Source organism: Actinomadura pelletieri DSM 43383, assembly GCF_003634705.1.
Lineage (GTDB): Bacteria > Actinomycetota > Actinomycetes > Streptosporangiales > Streptosporangiaceae > Spirillospora > Spirillospora pelletieri.
Window position 1 is genome coordinate 632,963 of record NZ_RBWU01000004.1, and the last position, 20,918, is coordinate 653,880.

At 73.9% G+C, this 20,918-nt stretch carries 20 protein-coding genes and 2 pseudogenes; 11 read left to right on the forward strand and 11 right to left on the reverse strand.

Annotated elements, in window-relative coordinates:
- The first annotated feature begins 21 nt into the window (after positions 1-21).
- The 4 genes and pseudogenes from BZB76_RS20960 to BZB76_RS20975 all read left to right on the forward strand — a co-directional run bounded on the left by BZB76_RS20960 (position 22) and on the right by BZB76_RS20975 (position 3,321).
- Positions 22-1,197 (forward strand): hypothetical protein, encoded by a 1,176-nt coding sequence (locus tag BZB76_RS20960; protein WP_211343096.1) that lies wholly within the window; start codon positions 22-24, stop codon positions 1,195-1,197.
- A gap of 494 nt (positions 1,198-1,691) precedes the next feature.
- A pseudogene (locus tag BZB76_RS36720) lies at positions 1,692-2,042 on the forward strand (ADP-ribosylation family protein); the annotation flags it as partial.
- Positions 2,043-2,127: 85 nt separating this feature from the next.
- A complete protein-coding gene (locus BZB76_RS20970; protein ID WP_211343097.1) occupies positions 2,128-2,970 on the forward strand; it encodes a zinc-binding dehydrogenase in 843 nt (280 codons plus the stop codon).
- Positions 2,971-3,015: 45 nt separating this feature from the next.
- Entirely contained in the window at positions 3,016-3,321 is a 306-nt protein-coding gene (locus tag BZB76_RS20975) for a hypothetical protein (RefSeq protein WP_121436047.1), read from the forward strand.
- A 73-nt stretch (positions 3,322-3,394) separates the two neighbouring features.
- On the opposite strand, the gene BZB76_RS34860 is transcribed toward BZB76_RS20975, so the two are convergent.
- The gene (locus BZB76_RS34860) at positions 3,395-3,583 is read right to left on the reverse strand and encodes a hypothetical protein (protein ID WP_170180690.1); all 189 of its coding nucleotides are present in this window, start codon (positions 3,581-3,583) and stop codon (positions 3,395-3,397) included.
- A gap of 195 nt (positions 3,584-3,778) precedes the next feature.
- On the opposite strand from BZB76_RS34860, the gene BZB76_RS20985 reads away from it, so the two are divergent.
- Positions 3,779-4,474 (forward strand): alpha/beta hydrolase, encoded by a 696-nt coding sequence (locus tag BZB76_RS20985; protein WP_246007085.1) that lies wholly within the window; start codon positions 3,779-3,781, stop codon positions 4,472-4,474.
- A 210-nt stretch (positions 4,475-4,684) separates the two neighbouring features.
- On the opposite strand, the gene BZB76_RS20990 is transcribed toward BZB76_RS20985, so the two are convergent.
- The 3 genes and pseudogenes from BZB76_RS20990 to BZB76_RS21000 form a co-directional block, all read right to left on the reverse strand.
- Positions 4,685-4,888, reverse strand: a complete 204-nt coding sequence (locus BZB76_RS20990; RefSeq protein ID WP_121436050.1) for an NADPH-dependent FMN reductase family protein — start codon at positions 4,886-4,888, stop codon at positions 4,685-4,687.
- Between the two features lie 160 nt (positions 4,889-5,048).
- Positions 5,049-5,237, reverse strand: a pseudogene (locus BZB76_RS36725) (oxidoreductase); the annotation flags it as partial.
- Between the two features lie 917 nt (positions 5,238-6,154).
- Positions 6,155-6,760: a TetR/AcrR family transcriptional regulator gene (locus BZB76_RS21000; protein WP_121436051.1), complete on the reverse strand. Its 606-nt coding sequence runs from the start codon at positions 6,758-6,760 to the stop codon at positions 6,155-6,157.
- 299 nt (positions 6,761-7,059) lie between these two features.
- Here BZB76_RS21000 and BZB76_RS21005 point away from each other — a divergent pair, with 299 nt between their 5' ends.
- The 4 genes from BZB76_RS21005 (at position 7,060) to BZB76_RS21020 (ending at position 9,775) form a co-directional block, all read left to right on the forward strand.
- Positions 7,060-7,554 carry a phage holin family protein gene (locus BZB76_RS21005; protein ID WP_121436052.1) on the forward strand — a complete coding sequence of 165 codons (495 nt, stop codon included), beginning with the start codon at positions 7,060-7,062 and terminating at the stop codon, positions 7,552-7,554.
- The gene (locus tag BZB76_RS21010; RefSeq protein ID WP_121436053.1) at positions 7,551-7,997 is read left to right on the forward strand and encodes a DUF3618 domain-containing protein; all 447 of its coding nucleotides are present in this window, start codon (positions 7,551-7,553) and stop codon (positions 7,995-7,997) included. Before BZB76_RS21005 ends, BZB76_RS21010 begins: the two co-directional genes overlap by 4 nt.
- A gap of 60 nt (positions 7,998-8,057) precedes the next feature.
- Complete coding sequence (locus tag BZB76_RS21015; protein ID WP_121436054.1) at positions 8,058-9,110, forward strand: YihY/virulence factor BrkB family protein; 1,053 nt, start codon at positions 8,058-8,060, stop codon at positions 9,108-9,110.
- 98 nt (positions 9,111-9,208) lie between these two features.
- Positions 9,209-9,775, forward strand: a complete 567-nt coding sequence (locus BZB76_RS21020; RefSeq protein ID WP_121436055.1) for a GNAT family N-acetyltransferase — start codon at positions 9,209-9,211, stop codon at positions 9,773-9,775.
- 21 nt (positions 9,776-9,796) lie between these two features.
- Here BZB76_RS21020 and BZB76_RS21025 read toward each other — a convergent pair whose 3' ends face one another.
- Complete coding sequence (locus BZB76_RS21025; RefSeq protein WP_211343098.1) at positions 9,797-11,020, reverse strand: AI-2E family transporter; 1,224 nt, start codon at positions 11,018-11,020, stop codon at positions 9,797-9,799.
- Positions 11,021-11,213: 193 nt separating this feature from the next.
- Entirely contained in the window at positions 11,214-11,630 is a 417-nt protein-coding gene (locus BZB76_RS21030) for a YdeI/OmpD-associated family protein (RefSeq protein ID WP_246007086.1), read from the reverse strand.
- Positions 11,631-11,904: 274 nt separating this feature from the next.
- Here BZB76_RS21030 and BZB76_RS21035 point away from each other — a divergent pair, with 274 nt between their 5' ends.
- Complete coding sequence (locus tag BZB76_RS21035) at positions 11,905-12,468, forward strand: dihydrofolate reductase family protein (protein WP_121436056.1); 564 nt, start codon at positions 11,905-11,907, stop codon at positions 12,466-12,468.
- Between the two features lie 81 nt (positions 12,469-12,549).
- Here BZB76_RS21035 and BZB76_RS21040 read toward each other — a convergent pair whose 3' ends face one another.
- The 5 genes from BZB76_RS21040 to BZB76_RS21060 all read right to left on the reverse strand — a co-directional run bounded on the left by BZB76_RS21040 (position 12,550) and on the right by BZB76_RS21060 (position 17,779).
- Positions 12,550-12,936 carry a YybH family protein gene (locus tag BZB76_RS21040; RefSeq protein WP_211343099.1) on the reverse strand — a complete coding sequence of 129 codons (387 nt, stop codon included), beginning with the start codon at positions 12,934-12,936 and terminating at the stop codon, positions 12,550-12,552.
- Between the two features lie 140 nt (positions 12,937-13,076).
- On the reverse strand, positions 13,077-13,994 hold the full coding sequence (locus tag BZB76_RS36395; RefSeq protein ID WP_211343100.1) for a GNAT family N-acetyltransferase: 918 nt from the start codon (positions 13,992-13,994) through the stop codon (positions 13,077-13,079).
- A gap of 163 nt (positions 13,995-14,157) precedes the next feature.
- The gene (locus BZB76_RS21050) at positions 14,158-15,270 is read right to left on the reverse strand and encodes an ARPP-1 family domain-containing protein (protein ID WP_121436057.1); all 1,113 of its coding nucleotides are present in this window, start codon (positions 15,268-15,270) and stop codon (positions 14,158-14,160) included.
- 39 nt (positions 15,271-15,309) lie between these two features.
- A complete protein-coding gene (locus BZB76_RS21055) occupies positions 15,310-16,737 on the reverse strand; it encodes a VWA domain-containing protein (RefSeq protein ID WP_121436058.1) in 1,428 nt (475 codons plus the stop codon).
- A 55-nt stretch (positions 16,738-16,792) separates the two neighbouring features.
- Complete coding sequence (locus BZB76_RS21060) at positions 16,793-17,779, reverse strand: EamA family transporter (RefSeq protein WP_121436059.1); 987 nt, start codon at positions 17,777-17,779, stop codon at positions 16,793-16,795.
- 279 nt (positions 17,780-18,058) lie between these two features.
- Here BZB76_RS21060 and BZB76_RS35355 point away from each other — a divergent pair, with 279 nt between their 5' ends.
- On the forward strand, positions 18,059-20,902 hold the full coding sequence (locus BZB76_RS35355; RefSeq protein WP_121436060.1) for a hypothetical protein: 2,844 nt from the start codon (positions 18,059-18,061) through the stop codon (positions 20,900-20,902).
- Positions 20,903-20,918: the final 16 nt, after the last annotated feature.

The window sequence follows — 20,918 nt, forward strand, 5'->3', positions numbered from 1 at the left end:
CAGAAAGTCTAGGGTGGGTAGGTGACCGTAAACGAGCTGGAGATGACGGCCGAGCGGGGCTGCCGGTACTGCGGGCGTCCCGTCCCCCAGCGCGGAGGGCGCGGCCGTCCACGCGAGTACTGCCTGGACGGCGACTGCCAGGCCCGGGCCAAGCGCGAACGGGAGTTGAGCCGCGCCGCACCTGGCCTGGAAGGTGCCCTGGCACGCGCCGAGGACCTGTACGAACGGATGGAGCAGGGCCTGACGGCGGCGCTGGCCCCGCTCGCGCAGGCCTTGGACGCCGAGTTGTCGCCGCGCGGGGTCGAGGCCCGGATCAGCGCGGTCCGCGCCGAGGCTCAGCAGGCCGTCGCGGCCGCGCTCGCCGACCGTGAGGACGCCGCCGCTCGGGCGGTCCGCGCCGAGCGGTCGGCGGAGGAGGCGCGCGAGGACGCCCGCTCCGCCCGCGGGAGCGCCCAGCAGGCCGAACGTGAGCGCGACGACGCGCTCCGAGCGGCCGAGCAGGCCCGTACCGAAGCGGAGACCACGGTTCGGGCCGCGCAGGAGGAGGCCGAACGGGCGATCCAGGCAGTCCGCGCGGAAGCCGACGAACACGTCCACCAGGCTCGTCAGGAGGCCGACCGCGTCACCGCCGAGGCACGCGCGCAGGCCGAACAGGCTCGCCTGGACGCCCAGGCCGCCCGGTCGCGGGCCACCGAGGCACGCCGCGCCGCCGACACCGCCCGCGACGACGCGGAACGGGCCCGCGCGGAGGCCGCCGAGGCACGCGAGGCCCAGTCCCGCGCCGAAGGGCTCCGGGCGGCCGAGGAGGCACGCGCCCAGGCCGCCGAGCAGGCCCGTGAGCGCGCCGACGAACGCGCCGCCTCGGCACGGCGGTCCCGCGCCGAGGCCGTCGCCGCGCTGGAGACCGTCCGGGCCGAGGCCGACCGGTTGCGCCAGGACGCCGACCAGGCCCGGGATCAGGCCGAGTCGGCGCGCCGGGACGCGTCCGACCTGCGCGCCGAGAACGACCGGCTCCGCGAGCAGCTCGCCGAGGCCCGGCTGGACCTGCGCGCCGAGCAGGCACGGTCCGCCGAACTGGCCCGCGACCGTGACACCGCCCGCGCCGAGGCCGTCGCCCAGCGCGAACGCGCCATCGCCGCCGAACTGGCCAACCGCGAACCGGCGCCCGAACCGCCCCGAGACTCGCGAGGCGGGTAGCGCCTCGGCCGGTGCCACGTTCGTCCGGCGCGGGTCGGGAGCGGCGCCGATGATGACGGCTGAACGTCCTGGCCATGGCGGCACGAGCGAAGCGCCCGGCCACGGGTCGCTGTTGGCCTGCAAAACACGACAGGACACGACAGACCTCGGCGGCTGCAGCCCGCCTCGGTCGAAAGACGGCCGGCGATCAGTGCAGGCGGCGCCGCGCCGCCGCCTGGGACACCTCCCGCCGGGCAGTTGGCCACGTGCTGCAGGGGCTGGGAGCGTAGTGTCGTCCCTTCCCAGCAAGATCTTTCGTTTCTTGACGGAAACGGGGATGCCGGAGTGGGGCCGGGAGCATGCAGAACCCGGCAGAACCCAGCGAGCGCTTCCAGCAGGACTGGGGTCTGGAGCTGCCGGAGTCGGTATTCCGGTTCTGGGAATTCCATCAGACCTTGGACGCGGACGAGCGACGGGCCATACGCGATGACCTGTGGCTCGGCACCACCGGCCTCATGGACCTGTTCACCGATCCCGGCGCACGACCGCGTGACGGCATCGACATACGCGTGCACTGGCGCTTCTACCGGGACCCGCCCGAGTTCGTGACCTTCATGTCCGGTGGCAGCAACGGCCTGCACCATGGCCTGTGGTTCGACGACGGCCGCACCTGCTCCGGAGTCGCCTCCTACTACAGCAACGACGGGGGCGGCCTGGACACCGGCGCGGCGACACCGCTGGAGGCGGTCCGCGCCTACCTCGAACGGGTCTGGTTCGATCTCGACGACCCCCACTACGGGGAAGGGGCGTCCGAGGCACGGTCTCGCCTGCGCCGCCTCCGCGACAAACTGGTCACCTACGAGACCGCGGACCGGCTCGAGGTCGGCAGGGCCTACAGCGACCGGTACCACCCGCCCGTCCGTCACCGATGTCGCGCCCGGCGACCGCGTCGTGCTCGTCTTCGTCGCCGGCTGCGGGCTGTGGGCCCGATGCACCGCCGGACGTCCTGCCCTGTGCCCCCGCGCCGCCGCCGCCAACACCGCCGGCACGCTGCTGTCCGGCGGCCGGCGCCTCAGCCTCGGCGGTACGCCGGTGCACCACCACCTGGGCGTGTCGGGGTTCGCGCGGCACGCGGTGGTCGACCGCCGGTCCGCCGTGGTCGTGCCCGCGGACGTGCCCGCACCGATCGCCGCGCTGTTCGGCTGCGCCGTGCTCACCGGGATGGGCGCCGTGGTCAACACCGCGGGCATCAGGCCGGGCGAGTCGGCGGCCGTGATCGGCCTGGGCGGCGTCGGGCTCGCCGCCGTACTGGGCGCGGTCGTCTCCGGCGCCCATCCGGTCGTGGCGATCGACTCGCTCCCCGCCAAGCGCGACCTCGCGCTCAGGCTCGGCGCCACCGCCGCGTTCGCCCCCGGCGAGCCGGGGCCCCTCTCCGACGTCCTCCCGGACGGCGCCGACGCGGTGTTCGAAGCCGCCGGACGCGCCCAGGCCCTGGAGGCGGCCTGGTCCCTCACCGCCCCCGGCGGCCGGACGGTTCCGGTGGGGCTTCCCGACCCGGCGGAGCGGCTCTCGCTCCCGGTCACCGAACTCGTCGGCCAGGGCCGCGCCCTGCTCGGCAGCTACCTCGGCGACTCGGTACCGCAGCGCGACATCCCCCGCTACCTCGCCCGCTGGCGTGCCGGCCGGCTCCCCGTCGACCTGCTGCTGACCGGCACCCGACCGCTCACCGCGATCAACGACGCCCTGGACGACCTCGCCGGGAGCGGCGTAGTACGCCAGGTTCTCCTCCCCTGACCGGCCCTTCGACCAGCCCGAACATCGACCCGGAAGAAAGACCCCGTGAGCAGCCCCGCAAACGACGCGGAACGCGATGCCCATATCGGCGACTTCCTTGAGCGGAGACTCGGCCTCCAGGGACCCGGCACCCTGAAGATCGAACTGACCGGCAACGTAAGCGGTGGCGGAGTTTCTTCCAGCCCAGTCGGCCGTTGCTGGCACTCAATCACCGAGCCTCACCAGGGCCGCCCCCAGGAGGCGGCGTTCGACCGCGCGCAGGAAGCGTTTCTGTTCGCGGGCGGTCAGGGGGACGAGCTCGGGGCTGCGGCGCGGCGGATCTTCACCGGGCCGCGCCCGAGGTGCTCGTGAAGTGGTCGAGCGCAGTGATGTGCGCGTTGACGGTGTTGTCGGCCCGCCCGAGCGCCGTCTTGAGGTGGGTCTTTCAGTCGCGGACGGCGAAGTCGCGGCCATGGCCGTCGCCGAGCGGGTCACCGGCGGGATGGCCCGCCTCCAGCCAAGTGGGAAACCCCCGTACTCGCGAGTCGTCGGCGCGTCGGGGGTCGTCGTCGAGCGGGGCACGCTTCAGTGCGGCGGCGTAGCCGGCATGGATTCCCGCGAAGACCGCGGGCACAACGGTGCGCCTGCTAGCCTTCCGGTGGCCGTGCCAGAGAACGAGGAGGTGGTACCCGTGAACGCAGTATCGACATGGGTGCTCCCCTCTGGGGCCACGGTCGGGCGATAGGTCGTCCGGGAGCGCCGTTCGAGAGCACTCCCGAAAGGCACGACCATGCGATTCACTTCTGAGCAGCGCCTCGATGACGGAGTCTTGGAACGCGAATTCACCCTCGGTGAGATCCCCGGCATCCTGTGGACGCCCTCACCGGCGTCCGCACCGGTCCCGCTGATCCTGCTCGGCCACCCCCCGCTCGGACTGCGCGGGATGTACCCCCGGCTGGTGGCGCGGGCCCGGCAGTGCGTGGCCCACGGTTTCGCCGCGGCCACCATCGAGCTCCCCGGGAGCGGCGACCGGCCCCGCCTGCCCGGCGCCGAGCAGGCCGGCGCCGAGCTGCGCCGGGCCATGGAGGCCGGCGAGCCGGTCGGCGAGGAGATCATCGACGCCCTCATCCTCCCGCTCGTCGACAAGGCGGTCCCGGAATGGCAGGCCACCTTGGACGTCCTGCTGTCGCTGCCCGAGATCGGCGGCCCGGCCGGGTACTCGGGGGGAGTGATCTCCATCGGCATCCGGCTTGCGGTGGTCGAGCCGCGCATCGTGGCCGCCGGCCTGTTCGCCGGGAGTTTCGTGCCTCGCACCATGTTCGAGGAGGCCCGGCAGGTGACCATTCCGCTGCATGTGCTCCTGCAGTGGGATGACGAAGGCAACGACCGGCAGGTGGCCCTGGACCTGTTCGACGCCTTCGGTTCCAAGGAGAAGACGCTGCACGCCAACATGGGCGGGCACACCGGTGTCCCGCAGTTCGCAGGAGAGGACGCGGCCAGGTTCTTCGCCCGGCATCTGCGCTAGCCGCGGCCCGCCGCGGTTCCTCGATCCCGTCCGCGGGGAGCAGGTCGGCCTCGACGGTGCCGGCTCCGCTCTCCTTGGGCTGGTCGGAGACCGCGCGGTCGGCGCCGAGCACCCGGGTGCTCGGCGCCGACCGCGCCGCCGATGCCTCCGTCGGCGGCGGTGAGGACGGCGGTCTTGCCGGCAAATGCAGATCCAGGATTTCCTCGCCTCTTACTTGGTCGCCTGCAGGGCGAGGTCCGCGGACGTCAATGCTCGCTCGCCCGCGGTGAGCGAATCGTGAATGAAGTGAACGGAGACGTCGGTGATGCCGCAGAACTTTGAGATGCCCTCCCGCAGGACGCGGGCGACCGGCTCGTCCCAGCCGAGTTCGGCCCACCGCTCCCGCGTGTAGCTCACCAGGGCGAGCCAGAGCATTCGGCACCGGATGCTCCATCATGCCCTCGGGGGTGAACGACGCGACCGCCGAGGGGGCCGGCGGCAGCGCGCCGTCGGCGTACAGGACCGGGTGGCCGATCCGGCCGCAGTGCACGAGCGGGGCGACGATCCTGCCGCCGGCGGCGTGCACCGCGTCGGTGACCGTCCGCCATGCGCGGACCTGCTCGTCGGTGTGCAGGCCGGGCGTCTGGACGTAGCCCTGGCCGATCTCGCTCACCTGGATGGCCTCGGTGATGATCAGCCCGGCCGAGGCGCGCTGCGCGTAGTGCCGCGCGGTCAGGTCGCCGACCGGCCCGCCGTACGCCCTGCTGCGCGTCATCGGTGCCATCACAAGCCGGTTCGGCAGCTCAAGCTTGCCCAGGGTGACCGGTCGGAAGAACTCGTCTTCGGGGTTCACTACGTCACCTGTTTCTCGGGGGCCGGGTACGCCCCAAGATTCGGCGAAGGCCGGCTCCGCACCCAGATCCCCGTTCTGGCCACCCACCCGGTGACCAGCCAGGGCATGACCGGTTACGCCATGATCAGCATCCGGAACCACCTTCGCCCTCACCGCGGGAGAGGGCGAGACGGGCGTCTGGTCGGTGCTGAAGGGTGAGAACTCGGACTGGGTGACGGTCCTCCCCGACGTCGATGCGGAGTTCCAGCTTCCGGGCGGCGGGGAGGACCTACGAATCGAAACGTTCTGCCCGCCCCCTTACCGCCGCCCGTTCGATCTCCTCAGCGTCCGGACGACCCACCTGTCCACCGGGGTCTCCGCGTGCGGAATGGCTCGTCATGCGGGGGAGGCAAAGGCCAACGCGCTGCGCGCGCTCCGGGCTTTGTCTGCTGCTGGACTGTCCGGATGGTAGGTGCCTGCTGCCGAACCCGCACCGGCCGCCTGAGTGATGGTTCAGCGGACGGGCGGTGATGTCAGGCCGTGTGGGCGGGGCACGGGAGGGTGCGGTGTCCGAAGATCGGTCGCGGCGGGTCGTCGCCGCGGCGCAGGTACTGCCCTACAGAACCGAGATCGGCTCGCCGCGGGATGTCTAACCCCGGCACGCTGCCCGAGGCGGCCGACGACCGCCGGCACCGTCGAGGCGCCGTAGGTCTTGCCCTGCCGGTGGCGGCCGCGTTGGCCGTCGCGGGTCTTGTGGGGCGCGCCGCCTGCGGGCCGTCGACGGGGTCGGTCTGGGGTCGCCGGGACGGCGCGTGTAAGCGGGCCGCGGCGGCGCGGTGACGTTCGGGTGTGGGAGGGGACGTGGCCTGTCAGTGGACGAAGACGCCGGCGCGGGCGGCGGTGTCGGCGGCCGCGGCGGCCCGGTCGGCGGTGGCCTCGTCGATCGGGTCGCCGGTGATGAACAGGCGATGGTAGAGGGGCGCGACGGCGGCGCGGACGACGTCGGCGGCGTCGGTTCCGGGAGGGACCTCGCCCCGCCGGGCGGCGCGCCGCACGATGATCGTGGACTGCTCGTGTCGGCGGGCGAGGAACGTGTGCAGGGCGCGGGCGGCCTCGGTGCTGTGGGCGGCGGCGGCCACGAACGCCCGGGAGACGGGGCCGTGCTCGGGGTCGGTGAGGCCGGCGAGGACGAGCCGGGCGAGGGCCCGCAGGTCCCCGGCCAGGGTGCCGGTGTCGGGGACGGGCCAGGGTTCGTCGGACGCGGCGTCCAGCGCGTCGGCGATGAGGCCGTCGGCGCTCCCCCACCGCCGGTAGACGGTGGTCTTGTGCACGCCGGAGCGGGCGGCGACGTTCTCCACGGTGAGGCCGGGGTGGCCGTGCTCGGACAGTTCGGCGAGCGTGGCCTGCCGGACGGCGTCGCGGACTCGGGCGGTACGGCCGCCGGGACGCGCGGTTCCGGGTGCGGCGGCGGTCAAGCGGCGCGCCCGCCGTGCGGGCGGCCGTGCGGGCGGCGAGGGTGGCGGCGAGGTTTCACGCCCTCATCGTAACGCGACATTGGTTGCGTTAGGTGTGCGGTTGGGGTCCGTGGCCCGGTCGGGGGGGCGGTTTCACCGTCCATCCAGGGTGGGGAGCCGCGGGGGCGTTCGGTGCTGGGTCGTTCGGCGTGGGGACGGTCACGTGGGGTCGGGGCGTGGACACGTTTAGGCGACGAGCGTGGGGAACGGCTCTAGCCAGGCTTCGAGACGAGCAGGACACGCGGAAGGGGCCGGAGGTTATGAGCACTGTGCGGCCGGTACACGACGACGGAACCGAGGCCGGGCCCGACATCACCGGCGCCCACAGGCCCGACTACGGTCACGCCCCGGAGTTCGACGGTGGGCGACGCGAGCCGGGCACCGGTGAGCTGGTCCGGCAGGCCAGCCAGCAGGTGTCGGAGCTGATGCGGGCCGAGTTGCGTCTCGCGGTGGCGGAGTTGAAGGACAAGGGCCGTCACGCCGGGACCGGCGCCGGGATGTTCGGTGGTGCCGCGCTGGTGGCGCTGTACGGGGTGGCGGCGCTGCTGGCGGCGGCGATCGCGGCGATCGCGCTGGCCCTGCCGGTGTGGGCGGCCGCGCTGATCATCGGCGGGTTCCTGATGGTGGTGGCGGGGGTGCTGGCGATGCTGGGCCGTTCGCAGACCAGGCGCGCCACGCCGCCCAAGCCCGAGAAGGCCATGGAGGGCGCGCGGCGGACCGTCGCCGAGCTCAAGGAGAGGGCGACGCACCGATGACCACGCAGGACAGGCACGGCGCCGACGCCGGGACCGAGGAGCTGCGCCGGCAGGTCGACCGGGCGCGCCACGATCTGGGTGAGACGGTCGAGCAGCTCGCGGCCAAGGCCGATGTGAAGGCCATGGCCCGGGAGAAGGCCGCGCGGGCCAGGGCCAGGGCGCGCGAGACCGCCGCGTCGGCCCGCGACGTCGCCGCGCGGGCGCGGGACTCGGGCGCCCTGGAGCAGGCCGGGCGGGGCGGGATCGTGGTCGGGGCCGCGGGTGTCGTGGCGTTGACCACGGTGTTGATCCGGCGGCGCCGCGCGCAGCGTGGGCGGTGGTCGGCCCTGACGCGCCGGGCCCGCCACAAACCCGTCCGCCGCGGGCCCGTGCAGGTTCGCTTCCGTCCCGTGCAGCGCCGCGCCGTGCAGGTGCAGATGCGGCACGGCCGTTCGATCCGCTGAGACCCGCCGAGGTCAACCGAGTTCCGACGATTCCACTGACACGCCGAGAAAGGCCCCTTCATGGGCACGCCCGCAACCCCCACCGACCTGCCCGCCGCCTCCTGGGGGCAGGCGGTCAAACGCGCGGCCCGCGAGTTCCAGAAGGACAACCTGTCGGACTGGGCCGCCGCGCTCACCTACTACTCCGTCCTGTCGATCTTCCCGGCGATGCTGGTGGTGGTGTCGCTGGTCGGGATGGCCGGGTCGTCGGTGACACAGGACCTGATCTCCAGCGTCGGTGACCTGGCGCCCGGGTCGGTGCGGAGCCTGCTGGTCAGTTCGATCAACGAGTTGCAGGGCAACCGCGGCGGTGCGGGGATCATCGCGTTGGTGGGCCTGGCCGGGGCGGTCTGGTCGTCGTCGGGATATGTGGGGGCGTTCATGCGCGCGTCCAACATCGTCTACGACATCCCGGAGGGCCGCCCGTTCTGGAAGACGCTGCCGCTGCGGGTCGTGCTCACGTTGGTGACGCTGGTGCTGCTGTCGGCGTCGGCGATCGCGGTGGTGGTCACGGGGCCGCTGGCCCGGGAGGCCGGTGACCTGCTCGGGCTCGGCTCGCAGGCGGTGACCGTCTGGAACATCGCCAAGTGGCCGGTGATGTTCCTGGTCGTGGCGTTCCTGTTCTCGCTGCTGTACTGGGCGGGTCCCAACGCCAAGCGCCGGTTCCGGTGGGTCACGCCGGGTGGTGTGCTGGCGATCGCGCTGTGGTTGGCGGCGTCGGGCCTGTTCGCGCTGTACGTGGCGGGGTTCTCCTCCTACAACAAGACCTATGGCAGCCTCGCCGGGATCATCGTGTTCCTGGTGTGGTTGTGGATCACGAACCTGGCGATCCTGTTGGGCGCGGAGTTGAACGCCGAGTTGGAGCGCGGCCGTGCCGTCGCCGGCGGTCAGCGTCCCGAGGACGAGCCGTACGTGGAGTTCCGCGACACCCGCGCGTTCGACGACGAGGAACGCGGCGCGATGGGCGTGGCCGACGGGGCGGACGAGGGGCGCGGCGACGACTCCGGGGAGGCGGGGGCCCGGCGCGCCGAAGCGGGCGGCGCGGCGCCGCGGCCGCGCCCTGGGCACCGGTAGGCGGCCCGCCGGCGGCGCCGCTCGGGCGTCTTCGGTTGATCACGGTTTGTGCAGATCACGGGTCGCACAAGTCCGGACACGGTGGATAGGATCACCGCATGCTCCGTCCCGCTTACCCGATCGAGACCGAGCGGTTGACCTTGCGGCCGTTCCGCACGGGCGATCTTGAGGGCCTGTACGCCTACCAGTCGCTGCCGGAGGTGGCGCGGTTCCTGTACTGGGAGCCGCGGAATCTGGAGGAGTCGCGGGCGTTCCTGAAGGAGAAGATGAGCGCGTCCACCGTGGAGAAGGAGGGCGACTGGCTCGTCCTGGCGGTGGTGTGGCGGGAGACGGGTGACCTCATCGGTGAGGTGAACCTGCAGTGGCGGAGCAGGGAGCACCGGCAGGGCGAGATCGGGTACATCTTCAATCCCGCCTACCACGGCAAGGGGTTCGCGACCGAGGCCGCCGAGGTGGTGTTGCGGCTCGGGTTCGAGGGCCTGGACCTGCACCGGGTGTGCGGGCGGTTGGACGGGCGCAACGCGGCGTCCGCGCGGGTGTTGGAGCGGCTCGGGATGCGCCGTGAGGCGCATCTGGTGCAGAACGAGATCGTCAAGGGCGAGTGGAGCGACGAGGTCGTGTACGCGATGCTGCGCCACGAGTGGGACGCCCGTCCCGCCGTCTGAGCACCCCCCCGGTCTCGGGGGTCATCTGCGGCCGAGCCAGCGCCAGATCGTGCCCGCGGGGGCGTCCGGTTCGGTGAGTGGGTGTTCCTCGACGTCGTAGCGCCGCACGTACGCGCCCGCGAACGCCTGGAGGCTGGCTCCGGCGGGCAGGGCCAGCAGCACGCCGATGGGGCCGAGGACGGCCGCGCCCGCCAGGATCAGCCCGAACGCGACGGCGGGGTGCATGTCCAGGGTGTGCGCGGTGATGCGGGGTTGCAGCAGGTAGTTCTCCAGTTGCTGGTAGGCGAGGACGAACAGCAGCATCCACAGCGCGGTGGACGGCGCGACGGTCAGCGCGATCAGTACGGGCACGGCGCCCGCCAGGTAGGTGCCGACGGCGGGGATGAACTGGGACACCACTCCGACCCACAGCGCGAGGGTCACGGCGTTGGGGACGCCGAGTCCGGCCATGGCGATGTAGTGCGCGACGCCGGAGATGAGGGCGAGCAGGGCGCGGGAGTAGATGTAGCCGCCGGTCTTGTCGACGGCGATCTCCCAGGCCCACAGGACCTGTCGTTGCCGGCGGGGCGGCAGCAGGGAGCACACGGTCCGGCGGAACTGGGGGCCTTCGGCCGACAGGTAGAAGGTGAACAGCAGGACGCCGAGTCCTTTGAACAGGACGCCGAGGGCTGTGGTGCCGAAGCCCCACACGTTCCCCGCCAGGCCGGACAGGTTCCGGGAGAGCGTGGAGGTGACGGTGGGCAGCCGTTGGAAGAGGGTGTCCTGGGACAGGCGGGTCCCGAACGTGGAGTTGATCCAGCCGATGAGGTTCCGGACGTAGCCGGGGAACCCGTCGATGACGTTGGTCGCCTGGTTGGCCAGCAGCGATCCGATGCCGCCGAGGAACCCGGCGAGCAGGACGCCGATGACCAGGAACATCACGGCGGTGGCGGGGCCGCGTCGCCAGCCGCGGCGGGCGAGCCAGTTGACGGCCGGTTCGATCGCGAACGCCAGGAACAGGGAGATCAGCAGGAGCAGCAGCAGTTCCCGGAGCTGCTCCAGCAGCCACAGTCCGGCGCGGAACGCCAGGACGACCGCGCCGGCGAGCAGGAACGCCTTCGGCAGCCACCGGGGCATGGGGCGCGGTTCGTTCGCGGTCGGTGCGGTGGGCGGTGCGGCGGGGGGCGGGGTGGGGGCGTCGGGTGGGACGTCGGCGGGCGCGTATGCGGCGCTGTCGCCCGGCGTGTGCGGCGTCCCCTGCGGCATGTCCGCACGGTAACGGCGCCGTGCCGTGGGTTCGTCCGTGCGAGCCCGGCCCGTGGTCGGACCTTTGCCGGAAATTCACCCCGGAGCGGACGGAATGCCGGTGCTGTCCGGAAGGGGTGGGGTCGTCGCGGTGTCGTCGTTCGTGTCGTGTTCGTGTCGTGTTCGTGGCGCTACGGCGTCCCCGGGGCCGCGGTCAGGTGGTGGGCGGGGTGCCGGCCCGCAGGTCGTTGATCGTTCTGGTGAGGCGGGCCCGGCGTCCGGCGGGGGTGCGGGCCTTCAGCAGCGGCAGGATCAGCAGGTAGCGGGCGGTCTTGTCGAGCGCGTCGAAGCGGGCGGCGGCCTCGGGGTGGGCGGCGAGCGCCTCGGCGAGGTCCGGCGGGACGGTCGCGTCGCGTTGCCGGGCGTAGGCGGCGTCCCACCGTCCGTCGGCGCGTGCGGCGTCGATCTCGGCGAGGCCGGGTGGTCGCATCCGCCCGGCGGCGATCAGCGCCTCGGCGCGTTCGACGTTGACCCGTGACCAGGGGCTGCCCTTGCGGCGCGGCGAGTAGCGTTGCAGGAAGTGGTGCTCGTCGTGGGACTTGCGTTGGCTGTCGATCCAGCCGTAGCACAACGCGACCTCCCAGGCCTCGGTGATCGTGAGGCCGGTGACCGGCGCGCCCTTCTTGACGATCTTCAGCCAGACGCCGGCCTCGGTGTCGTGGTGCTCGGCCAGCCAGGCCTCTCATTGGGCGGCGTCGGTGAAGTGCATCATCCGCCCAGCATCACGCATCCGCCCGGGTCTCCGGAAATCCGGGCGGTGGGTGGGAGGGGGGCGGTAAGAATCCCGTAATCGGGGTCGGGCATGGTGCGGGTAGGTGATGGGACATCGCGGAAGGATACCTATCGTGCGCAAGCTCAAGCTGCAGGTCCAGATGAGCGTCGACGGTTACATGGCCGGGCCGAACGGGGAGATGGACTGGCTGACGTTCCCGTGGACCGACGACATCAACGCCTACCTCGACGAGTTGTCGAAGTCGGTCGACACGATCGTGATGGGTCGCAGGCTCGCCGAGGGGTTCATCCCGGCCTGGGAGGCGGGGCCGGAGGGTGAGGACCCCGCGTCCATCGAGTGGATGAACAACACACCCAAGATCGTGTTCTCGCGGACGTTGAGCGAGTCGCCGTGGAAGAACGCCGTCGTGGAGAACGGTGATCTGACGGAGGTGGTGACCGCGCTCAAGGCCGCCGAGGGCGGCGACCTGATCGTCTACGGCGGCGCGACGTTCGTGTCGGGGCTGCTGGCCGCCGGGCTGGTGGACGAGCTGCATCTGCTGGTCAACCCGGTGGCGCTCGGGTCCGGGATGCCGGTGTTCCCGGACGCGGGTGCGCCGCGGCGGTTGCGGCGGGTGGCGGCGCGGCCGTTCGACTGCGGGATCACGGCGCTGCGTCTGGAGCCGGAACACGCGTGACCGCGCCCCCTGGCCGCCCCTGGCCGGTCCCGCCGGTTCCGCCGGTTCGGCCCGGCCGGGTGTGGCCCGTCCGGGGGCCGGTCAGGTGGCGTGTTCGGGTGGGGTGACGAATTCGGGCTGGTCCAGGACGCGGAGCCAGCTGCCGTCGGGCTGGCGGCGGGCGACCTGGGCGCGGGCTCCGGCGCCGTCCCTGGGCGGGGTGGAGGTGAGGGCCAGGTCGCCGCTGACGAGGGTGGGCAGGGGTTCCTCGGGTTCGAAGTGGGGGCGGCCGGCGAGCACCTTCTCCCACAGGGCGCGGATCGCGTCTCGTCCGACGGTGCGGGAGCCGGGCGGGTAGGCCAGGACCGCGTCGGGTTCGTAGAGGGCGGCGACGCCCGCGGCGTCGCCCGCGTTGGAGCGTTCGACGAACAGGCGGGTGAGGTCCTCGGGGCGCATGGCCTTCTCGGTGGGGGCGTCGTGTGCGGTCATGGTTTCTCCCGGTCGGCGGTCACGTTCACCGTCCATGGTGGACACCGGTGGACGAGAAGTCCAAGACATGGTTCTGCTCGATGCCAGAAGCAGCGCTTATGGCGATGGTCCGTCTTCGGCGGGTCGTCTTCGTGGTGTCGTCACAGGTAGTGGCCGCTGGCCAGGTAGGGGGCGGGTTCGGGCATGCCGCGCAGGGCGAGGTAGCCCTCCTGGTCGAGGTCGAGGCGGGCGGCCAGGCCGACGTCGACGGCCCAGTGGTTGGCGGTGGTGACGCAGTTGACGAGGGTCTCGCCGCGGGTGGCGGCCAGGGCCTCCCACAGGAGCGTCTCGGCGGTGGGGACGTTCTCGGCGGCCAGCAGCGCGGGACGGTCGCGGTGGGGGTCGAGGTAGACGTAGCCGCGGCGGTCGCGGGTGTCGGACACGACCAGTCGCAGGGTGTCGAGCATGTGGAGGTGGTCGGGGCCGTGGCCTGCTCCGCGCAGGGAGGTGTCGAGGCGGTCCATCCATTCCAGGTCGTCGGGGCGTCCGTCGCGGAGCCCGTCGATCGCGGGGAGGGTGGAGCGGTCGACGCGTCCGACCATGCGCATCTGCGGGTGCAGGGTGAATCCGGCCAGCCGGTACCGGCGGGTGGCGGCCGGGTGCGTGGTCGCCGAGAACAGGCCCTGCCGTCCGTCGGCGTGCGCGAGGACCGCGTCCATGAGGCGCCGTCCGATGCCACGGCCCTGCCGGTCGGGCAGGACGCCGTAGGTCGCGAGGTACCACACCCGCCCACGGTTCTGGGAGAAGGCGAAGCCGACGATGTCGCCGGCCTCCTCGGCGACCTGACAGCCGCCGGGGTCGGCCGACAGCAGGTGGCCGACGAAGTCGATCCAGCGGCGGGACGCGGCGGCGTCGGGCGGCTGCGGTTCGGGGTCGTTCCACCGTCGGCTGAGCCGGTCCGCCTCGAGGAACGTGACGGCCATGGCGCGTTCGGCGGCGGGCAGGTCGCCGGCCGTCAGGGGCCTGATCCGCACCGCTTCCGAGCCGACGTGGTCATGTGGGGTGGCGGGTGGGGTCACGGGTGTTCTCGTCCGTTCTCGGGAGCGTGGGCGGCGGGGCGGGACGGGTGGCCGGCGCCGCGTCGGGCTCCCTTGGCCTGACGACGTCCCGAGCATCGCGGTCCCGATGTGGAATCGGGGGTGGGTGCCTGACGTGCCCGGCGCAGTTCCCGCGGGTCTCGATTCAACGGGGCGCCGCTCCCCCGGGCAACCCGTTTTCCTCCTCGGCCCGGCCCAAGGGTCGGCGGGCGAACAGGGACGCGTAGACGGTGCGGTCGTTGCGGGTGACGATCTGTCCGGCCAGGTGGGGGGCGGTCACGGTGGACAGTCGCAGGTCGAGGTGGCGGTCCTCCTCGCGTAGTTCGGCGGGGCCGGTGGTGGGCATGGCGGCGAGGCGCGCGCCGATGTCGGCGAGGCGGGCGGCGCGGTCGCGTTCCAGGGCGGCGCGCAGCCCGGACGTGCCGTTCTCGCCGTCCCGGATCCGCAACGCCGCCGGCGCCCCGGCGGGTGGGCCCATGGGTGAGGCGGTGAATGAGGCGGTGGGTGGGGTCGTGGGTGGGGTGGGTTCGGCGTGCCAGGCGGCGACGCCGTAGGCGAAGCACACCAGCGCGGCCCACATCTCGGCGAAGTAGGCGGGGTCGGGTGCGATTTCCAGGCCGGCGAACCGGTCGGCGACGAAGAACAGCGCGCCGACCTGTCCGGGCAGGGGTTCCAGGCGGGACTGGAACTGGGTGAGCACCGGCCGTCGACGCGACAGGATCTGTTCCAGGTTTCCGCGGCGTGGGAGGTCGTGGCGGGCGTTGAGGTCGGCGATGTCGTCCCACAGTTCGGTGTGGCCGTGGACGCCGCGCAGGTCCAGGGCGCGGGCGCGCAGTTCCAGGGGCAGCACGAAGAACCACTGGTCGCGTCCGGTGAGGCGGCCGCCCTGGTCGGCCTGGCCTGCCTGGTCGGCCTGGTCGGCCTGGACGCAGCGGGCGTCCTCGAACGGCAGGGTCTGTCCGGGTGCGAGGAACGCCGACCGGCACAGGGCGTGGTCGGGGGCGCCGTCCTGGACGTAGCCGATGTGCAGCGGGACGATCGCGACGTCCGTCGCGGTGGTGTTGGTGAGTTCGACGCGTCCGTGGCCGGGGACGCCGGACAGGCGCAGGCCGGTGCGGGGCGGCGCGATCCCGGGGTGGGCGGGCCCGGAGATCGGGACCATGGTGAGCGCGCCCGCCTGTTGCGGGGTGCCGAGGCGGTGTCCGGCGAGGCTGAGGGGGCCGGGGACGAGGGTGTCGAGCGCCGTCACCTGGGTCATGCGGTGCTCCCGGAGGGTCCTCGGAGGGTGGGTGGTCGGTCAGGCGGCCAGGCCTGGGGTCAGGTCGTCGGCCTGCCGGTCCAGGGCGTCCAGGCGGGCGTGCAGGGCGGCGCGCAGCCATGGCGTGCCGGTGGGGCAGTGCGCGAACATCCAGGGCAGGAGTTCGGCGAAGTCGTCCTGGTGCCAGAAGCCGCGCTGCGGCAAGGTTGGGGCGGGGCGTCGTAGCCGCAGGTCGTCGCCGCCGGTGAACATGGCGTGGCAGAACACCACGGGGGTGGTGACGCCGGCGTGCGGCAGGGCGGCCACGACGCGGGCGAGGTCGCCGGGGAACAGGTTCTCGTGGCCGTCGGAGATGACGGCGACCAGGTCGGGGTCGGTGCCGAGGGCGTCCAGGAGGCCGGTGGCCAGGTCGGTCGCGCCGCGGGGGGTGCGTTCGTCGCCGCCGACCTCGATGACCTCCAACTGCGCGCACACCTGCGACAGCACCATCCGCAGCGCGGCCGCCTGGGACAGCAGGGCCCATTCGCGGTCGCCGTGGCCGCGCATGGACGCCGAGGCGTCCAGGACGAGCGCGAGGGTCCCTTCGAAGCGGGGGAACGCGGCGGCCGCGGCGCCGACGTGGCGGCACAGCGCGACGTAGAGGTCCTCGGTGGGGCCGCTCCGGTAGAGGTGGACGAGGGTGGCGGCGATGTCGCCGCGGTCGGTGACGGTGATGGTCGCCGGGTGCGGGCGGGCGGTGTCGATCGGCAGGACGGGCTGGTCCAGTACCGTCCCGGCGCGACCGTCCACGGCGGCGGCGACGGCAACAGAGGCGGCAACAGAGGCGGGAACGGGGTCGGTGGCGGGTGTGGGTGTGGGGTCGGGGGTGTAGAGGGCGCGGACGCGCGCGCCGGCCGTGGGGCCGACCGTGGCGGTGGGCGTGGCGGTGGGCGCGGTCAGGAAGCGCAGGAGTCGACGCCGCAGGTACTCCGAGGCGGTGTCGCCGGCGCGGATGCGGCGGGCGCAGCCGCGTGCGGTGGTGGTGCCGAGGGCGTGCTCGAAACAGTCGAGCAGGGCGGGGCGGCGCGCGGCGATGAGCGCGTCGGCGTGGGGGTGTTCCAGGACGAACCGCAGCACGGCGCGGGTGGTGTGCTTGTGGTTGGCGCGCAGCCGCCGCAGGGCGAGCAGGACGGTGATGACGTGCGCGGGCGGCAGGCCGAGGGTCAGGACGCGGGCGACGCGGGCCGACACGGCGCGGGCGTGCTCGTCCAGTCCGGCCTGGGAGGCGGCCAGGGTCTGCAGCAGCACCCGGGCGCGCTGCCAGGGCCGCGCGCCGGGCGCCAGGCCGAGCAGCGCGTACCCTTCGGCGTCGCGGGCGTGGACGGCGCGGTGCAGGTCGGCGTCGTCCCAGCGCAGCGCGCCGCCCCGGGGCAGGGTGAGGGGGGTGTCGTGGGTCTGCAGGTGGGCCAGGAACGTGGGGGTGTCCATGATTGTTCGCCTCCGCAATCATGGAGTGTAGGAATCTTCACCGCGGACCCGACACTCATTTTCCTGCGGTGTCGAGGACGGCGGGCGGCACGGCGGCGCCGGACGCGGCGGGACGGTGCGCGGCCGCGCGCTGGGCGAGGTAGGCGCCGGTCAGCACGATCGCGCCGCCGAGCAGCTGCGGCGGGGTGAGGCGTTCGCCGAGCACGGCCCAGGCGATGAGGCCGGCGGCGACGGCCTCGGTGTAGCAGATGGCGGCGCCGACCTGCGCCGACAGCCGTTGCAGTCCGGCGACGCCCGCGAGGTAGGCCAGGACGGTGCTGACGATCCCGAGGCACGCCACCAGCGTCCAGCCGGGCGCGGTGTGCCCGCCGAGGGGGACCCGCGCGGACAGCACGTCCCAGGGCAGCGCCCAGGGCGCGGCGGGCACGGCGAGCGCGACGGCGGCCAGGACGCTCCCGGACGCGGTGATGACCAGCGGGTCGACGTGCCCGGTGAGGCGGTCGACGGTGAGGAAGTAGGCGGCCTGGCAGGCGGCGGCGCCGAGCCCGGCGGCCAGGCCGATCGGGTCCAGGGCCAGGCCCGTCCACACCTGCACGACCAGCGCCAGCCCGACCATGGCGACCGCGACGCCGACGGCGGCGGTGCGGTGCACCGGGACGCGGCGGACCAGCCGCAGCCATGCCAGCACGACGACGGGTCCGCTGAACTCCAGCAGGATCGCCACCCCGACCGGCAGCCGCGACGCGGCGACGAAGTAGCACGCCTGGCATCCGGCGACCCCGGCGGCCCCGTACAGCACGACGGGCCCCCAGTGGCGGCGCAGGCGTCGGGGCAGGTCGCGGGTCTTGGTCCGTCCGCGCAGGGCGAGGGCGAGCGGCGCCAGCACCAGCGCCGCGGTCGCGATCCGCAGCCACACCGCCTGCAGCGGCCCGAGTCCGGCCTCGATGAGGGCCTTGCCGAACGGGCCGGACGCGCCGAAGCAGATCGAGGAGAACACCGCCAGACCCACGCCCCACGCCCGGCCGCCGACCGCCCCGTTCACCGCCCGCCCACCGTCACTCCGCTCAACCCGTGGCGGTCACCGCCCGCACCCACACGAAATAACGACCATACCGCCATAACGCTCCTTACTCGGCGGCGGTGGGGTCAGCGCGACGAACACCCGGTCGATCGGTTCACCCGGTCGGCCGCACGCGTGGTCGACCTCACCGGCGGTCTCCCCTGCGGTCTGCCCGGCGGTCTGCCCGGCGGCACGGCCGCGGCCTCGACCGGTCGCCGGGATGATTCCGGACGGTCCGGTTCGGGCTACTAGGATCGGCGGATGAGCTGGCAGGCGGCCGGGGTGGGGCCCGGCGGAACCGGCGGCGGTCCGAGCGGGGACCTGTTCGCCTCGGTCGAGGGCAACGTGCGGGAGCTGGTCGCCTCTCCCTGGTGGCAGACCGCCCCGCCCGCCGACCGCGCCGCCCAGATCGCGGCGCGGATGCTGTGGGGCGCCGGGGAGTGGTGGCTGTACGGGGCGTGGGGCCGCTGGTACCGGTGCGGTCTGGACGGCAGTTGGCATCCGTGCCCGCCGCCGGCGTCCCTCGAGGACCGCCGGGTCGCCGTGCCCGCGCCGCGCGGGGCGGGCACGCCGCCGATCCCGCCGCAGCTGTACCCGACCGGGCCGGACCTGTCGGCGGGGCGGGTCGCGCCGCTGGGGTTCCTCGGGCCCGTCCCCGACACCGCGGTGGTGGCGCGCATCGCCCAGTCCCTCACCACGGCCCTGGCGGTGGACCCGCAGCAGTTCGCCCAGCGCGACCCGATGTTCCAGCCGGGGACGCCGTCCACGGTCGCCGCGGCGTGGGGCGCGCTGCTGTGGTGCGCCGGGTCGCCGGTGGCGTTGACCGAGCATCCGCTGATCGAGTCGTTCATCCCGTTCCTGACCACCTCGGCCGACCGGCTGCACTGGATGATGCCGCCCGACTTCGCGACCCTGGCGGGCTACTACATCCACCGGCTCGGCGCCGGTGACGGCGGTGGCGCCGCCCACGTCGCCCGGGTGATGTACGAGGTCGCGGCCGGGTTGCAGGCCGACCCGCGGTTCCGTCCCGGCGCGGACGCGCTGGCGGCGGTGACGGCGGCGTCGCTGCGGATGGTCAACCAGGACATGGCCACCGTCCGGTACGGGCCGGACGCGATCGTGCAGGAGTGGCGGCGCCGGTGCCCCGCGGAGTTCGCCACCACGATGGTCCGCGACACCGCGCCCGGGGAGTTCCTGCGCCTGGCCCTGTACGACCTGCAGCAGATCGTCGCGGGGTTGACCGGGCCGCGCCCGTCGGCGCCGGGCCGCGGGCACGACGAGGTCCGCCGCGCCGGGTTGGCGGTGCTGGCCGCCGACCTGCAGGCGGCGCCGGGCGCGTTGCCGGCGTTGCAGCGGTGGCTGGACCCCGACAGCGCCCGCACGGTGCAGGCGGTGCTGGCCGATCCGGCGAACCCGTTGCGGGCGCTGTGGCCGCGGGACGGGCGGCTGCCCGAGGCGTTGCGCGGCGACGACGCCGACGCGCTGGCCGCGCTGCTGGCCACCACCTACACCCTGGGGTTGACGTGGTGCCGGTTGGCGCAGGTGCCGCCGCCGGCGACGGGGTTCGCGGTGCCGCAGGCGGTGGCGGCGGAGTTGACGTCCCCGGCGATGCACACTCCGCCGTCGACCGACGAGTTGTCGGCGTGGGACATCATCAAGGCGGCCCGCGAGCATCTGGCGGCCGAGCGTGCCGTGGGCGGCGGTGTCGACCAGCCGGTGGCGCCGGTGCCCGAGCCGGTGCGGGACGCGCCGGGCCCGCCGCCCGCGGTCGCGCCCGCCCCACCGCCCGCCCCACCGGCCCCGGTGCCGCCGCCCGCCGCTCCGGTGCCGCCGCCGGCCGCCCCCGAACCGCCCGCTCCCCCGCCACCTGCGCCGCCGATGCCCGCGCCGCCGACGCGGGCCGCGCCCGCGGGGCCGGTGCCGGGGCCGTCCGCGCCGGTGGACGAGCCCGCGTGGCCGCAGCCGGACGCCACGACCGCCGACGCCACCGCGCACCCCGCCCAACCGCCGGCCCCACCGCCCGGTCCTGCGCCGGGCGCGGGCCCGGCGCAGGGTTCGGCGCAGGGTTCGGCGGCGGGTCCGGTGTGGCCGGACGAGGCGCAGCACACGCAGTTGGACACCGACGCGTTCCGGACCCAGCTCGACCCGGGCCCGGCATGGCCCGGCTCGGCCGCGCCACCCGCCGGGCCGCCCGTGGCGCCGTCTTCCGGGTCGGGGCCGGAGGCGGCGCCGCACGCGGACCTGCCTCCCCCGCCGGCGCCGGTGCCCGAGCCGGTGCCGCCGGTGCCGCCGGCGCCCGCTCCGGAGGAGAGTCCGCAGGTCGCCGAGGCGTACGGAATTCGTTTCCTGTGCGGCGCCGACGACATCGAGCGGGTGGTGACGGAGGTGCGGCGGCGCGGCAAGTGGGCGCGGCGGCTGCGGGGGCAGGAGGTGTCCAGCGCGTCGGCGCCGGCGTTGCTGCTGATCGGGACGCCTTCCAGCGGGCAGCGGCGGCTGGCGCGGATGGTCGCGGCGGCGCTGGCGGAGGTGGAGGCCTCCAGCGGCGAGGTCCACAGCGTCCATGCCGAGGATCTGCGCGAGCACGGCCCCGACGGGTTGCGGGCCGCGTTGGAGGAGCACGCCGGGCACGTCCTGCTGCTGGACGGTCTCGATGGTCTGATCCTGGACGAGGCGCAGGGCCCTTCGTACGCGTCGGTGCTGTATCGGACGCGTCTGGAGGGCGTCAACGACACCGCGCTGCTGGGCACGTGCGAGCCGGACCGGGTCGGGGAGCTGTCGGCGGTGTCACCGGAGCTGGTGACCGACCTGCGGGCGGTGCGGCTGCCGGACCTGAGCGAGTCGGGCGCCCGGTCGGCGCTGGTGGGGTTGCTGGCCGAGGAGCGGCGGCTGCGGCTCGGGTCGGACGCCTGGACGGTGGTGAACCGTGAGGTGGGGCTGCTGCGTCCGCGGGGCCGGCTCACCGGCGCCCGGCTGGTCGAGGCGTATCTGGACCGGGCCGCGACCCGGCATCTGGGCAGCGCGGCGGCGACGCAGGCGATCGGCAGCGCGTTGTCGTTGACTGCCGCCGACTTCGAGGGGCTGGCCGCCGAACTGTCGGGCCGCTGACCACCGCCGGGTGAGG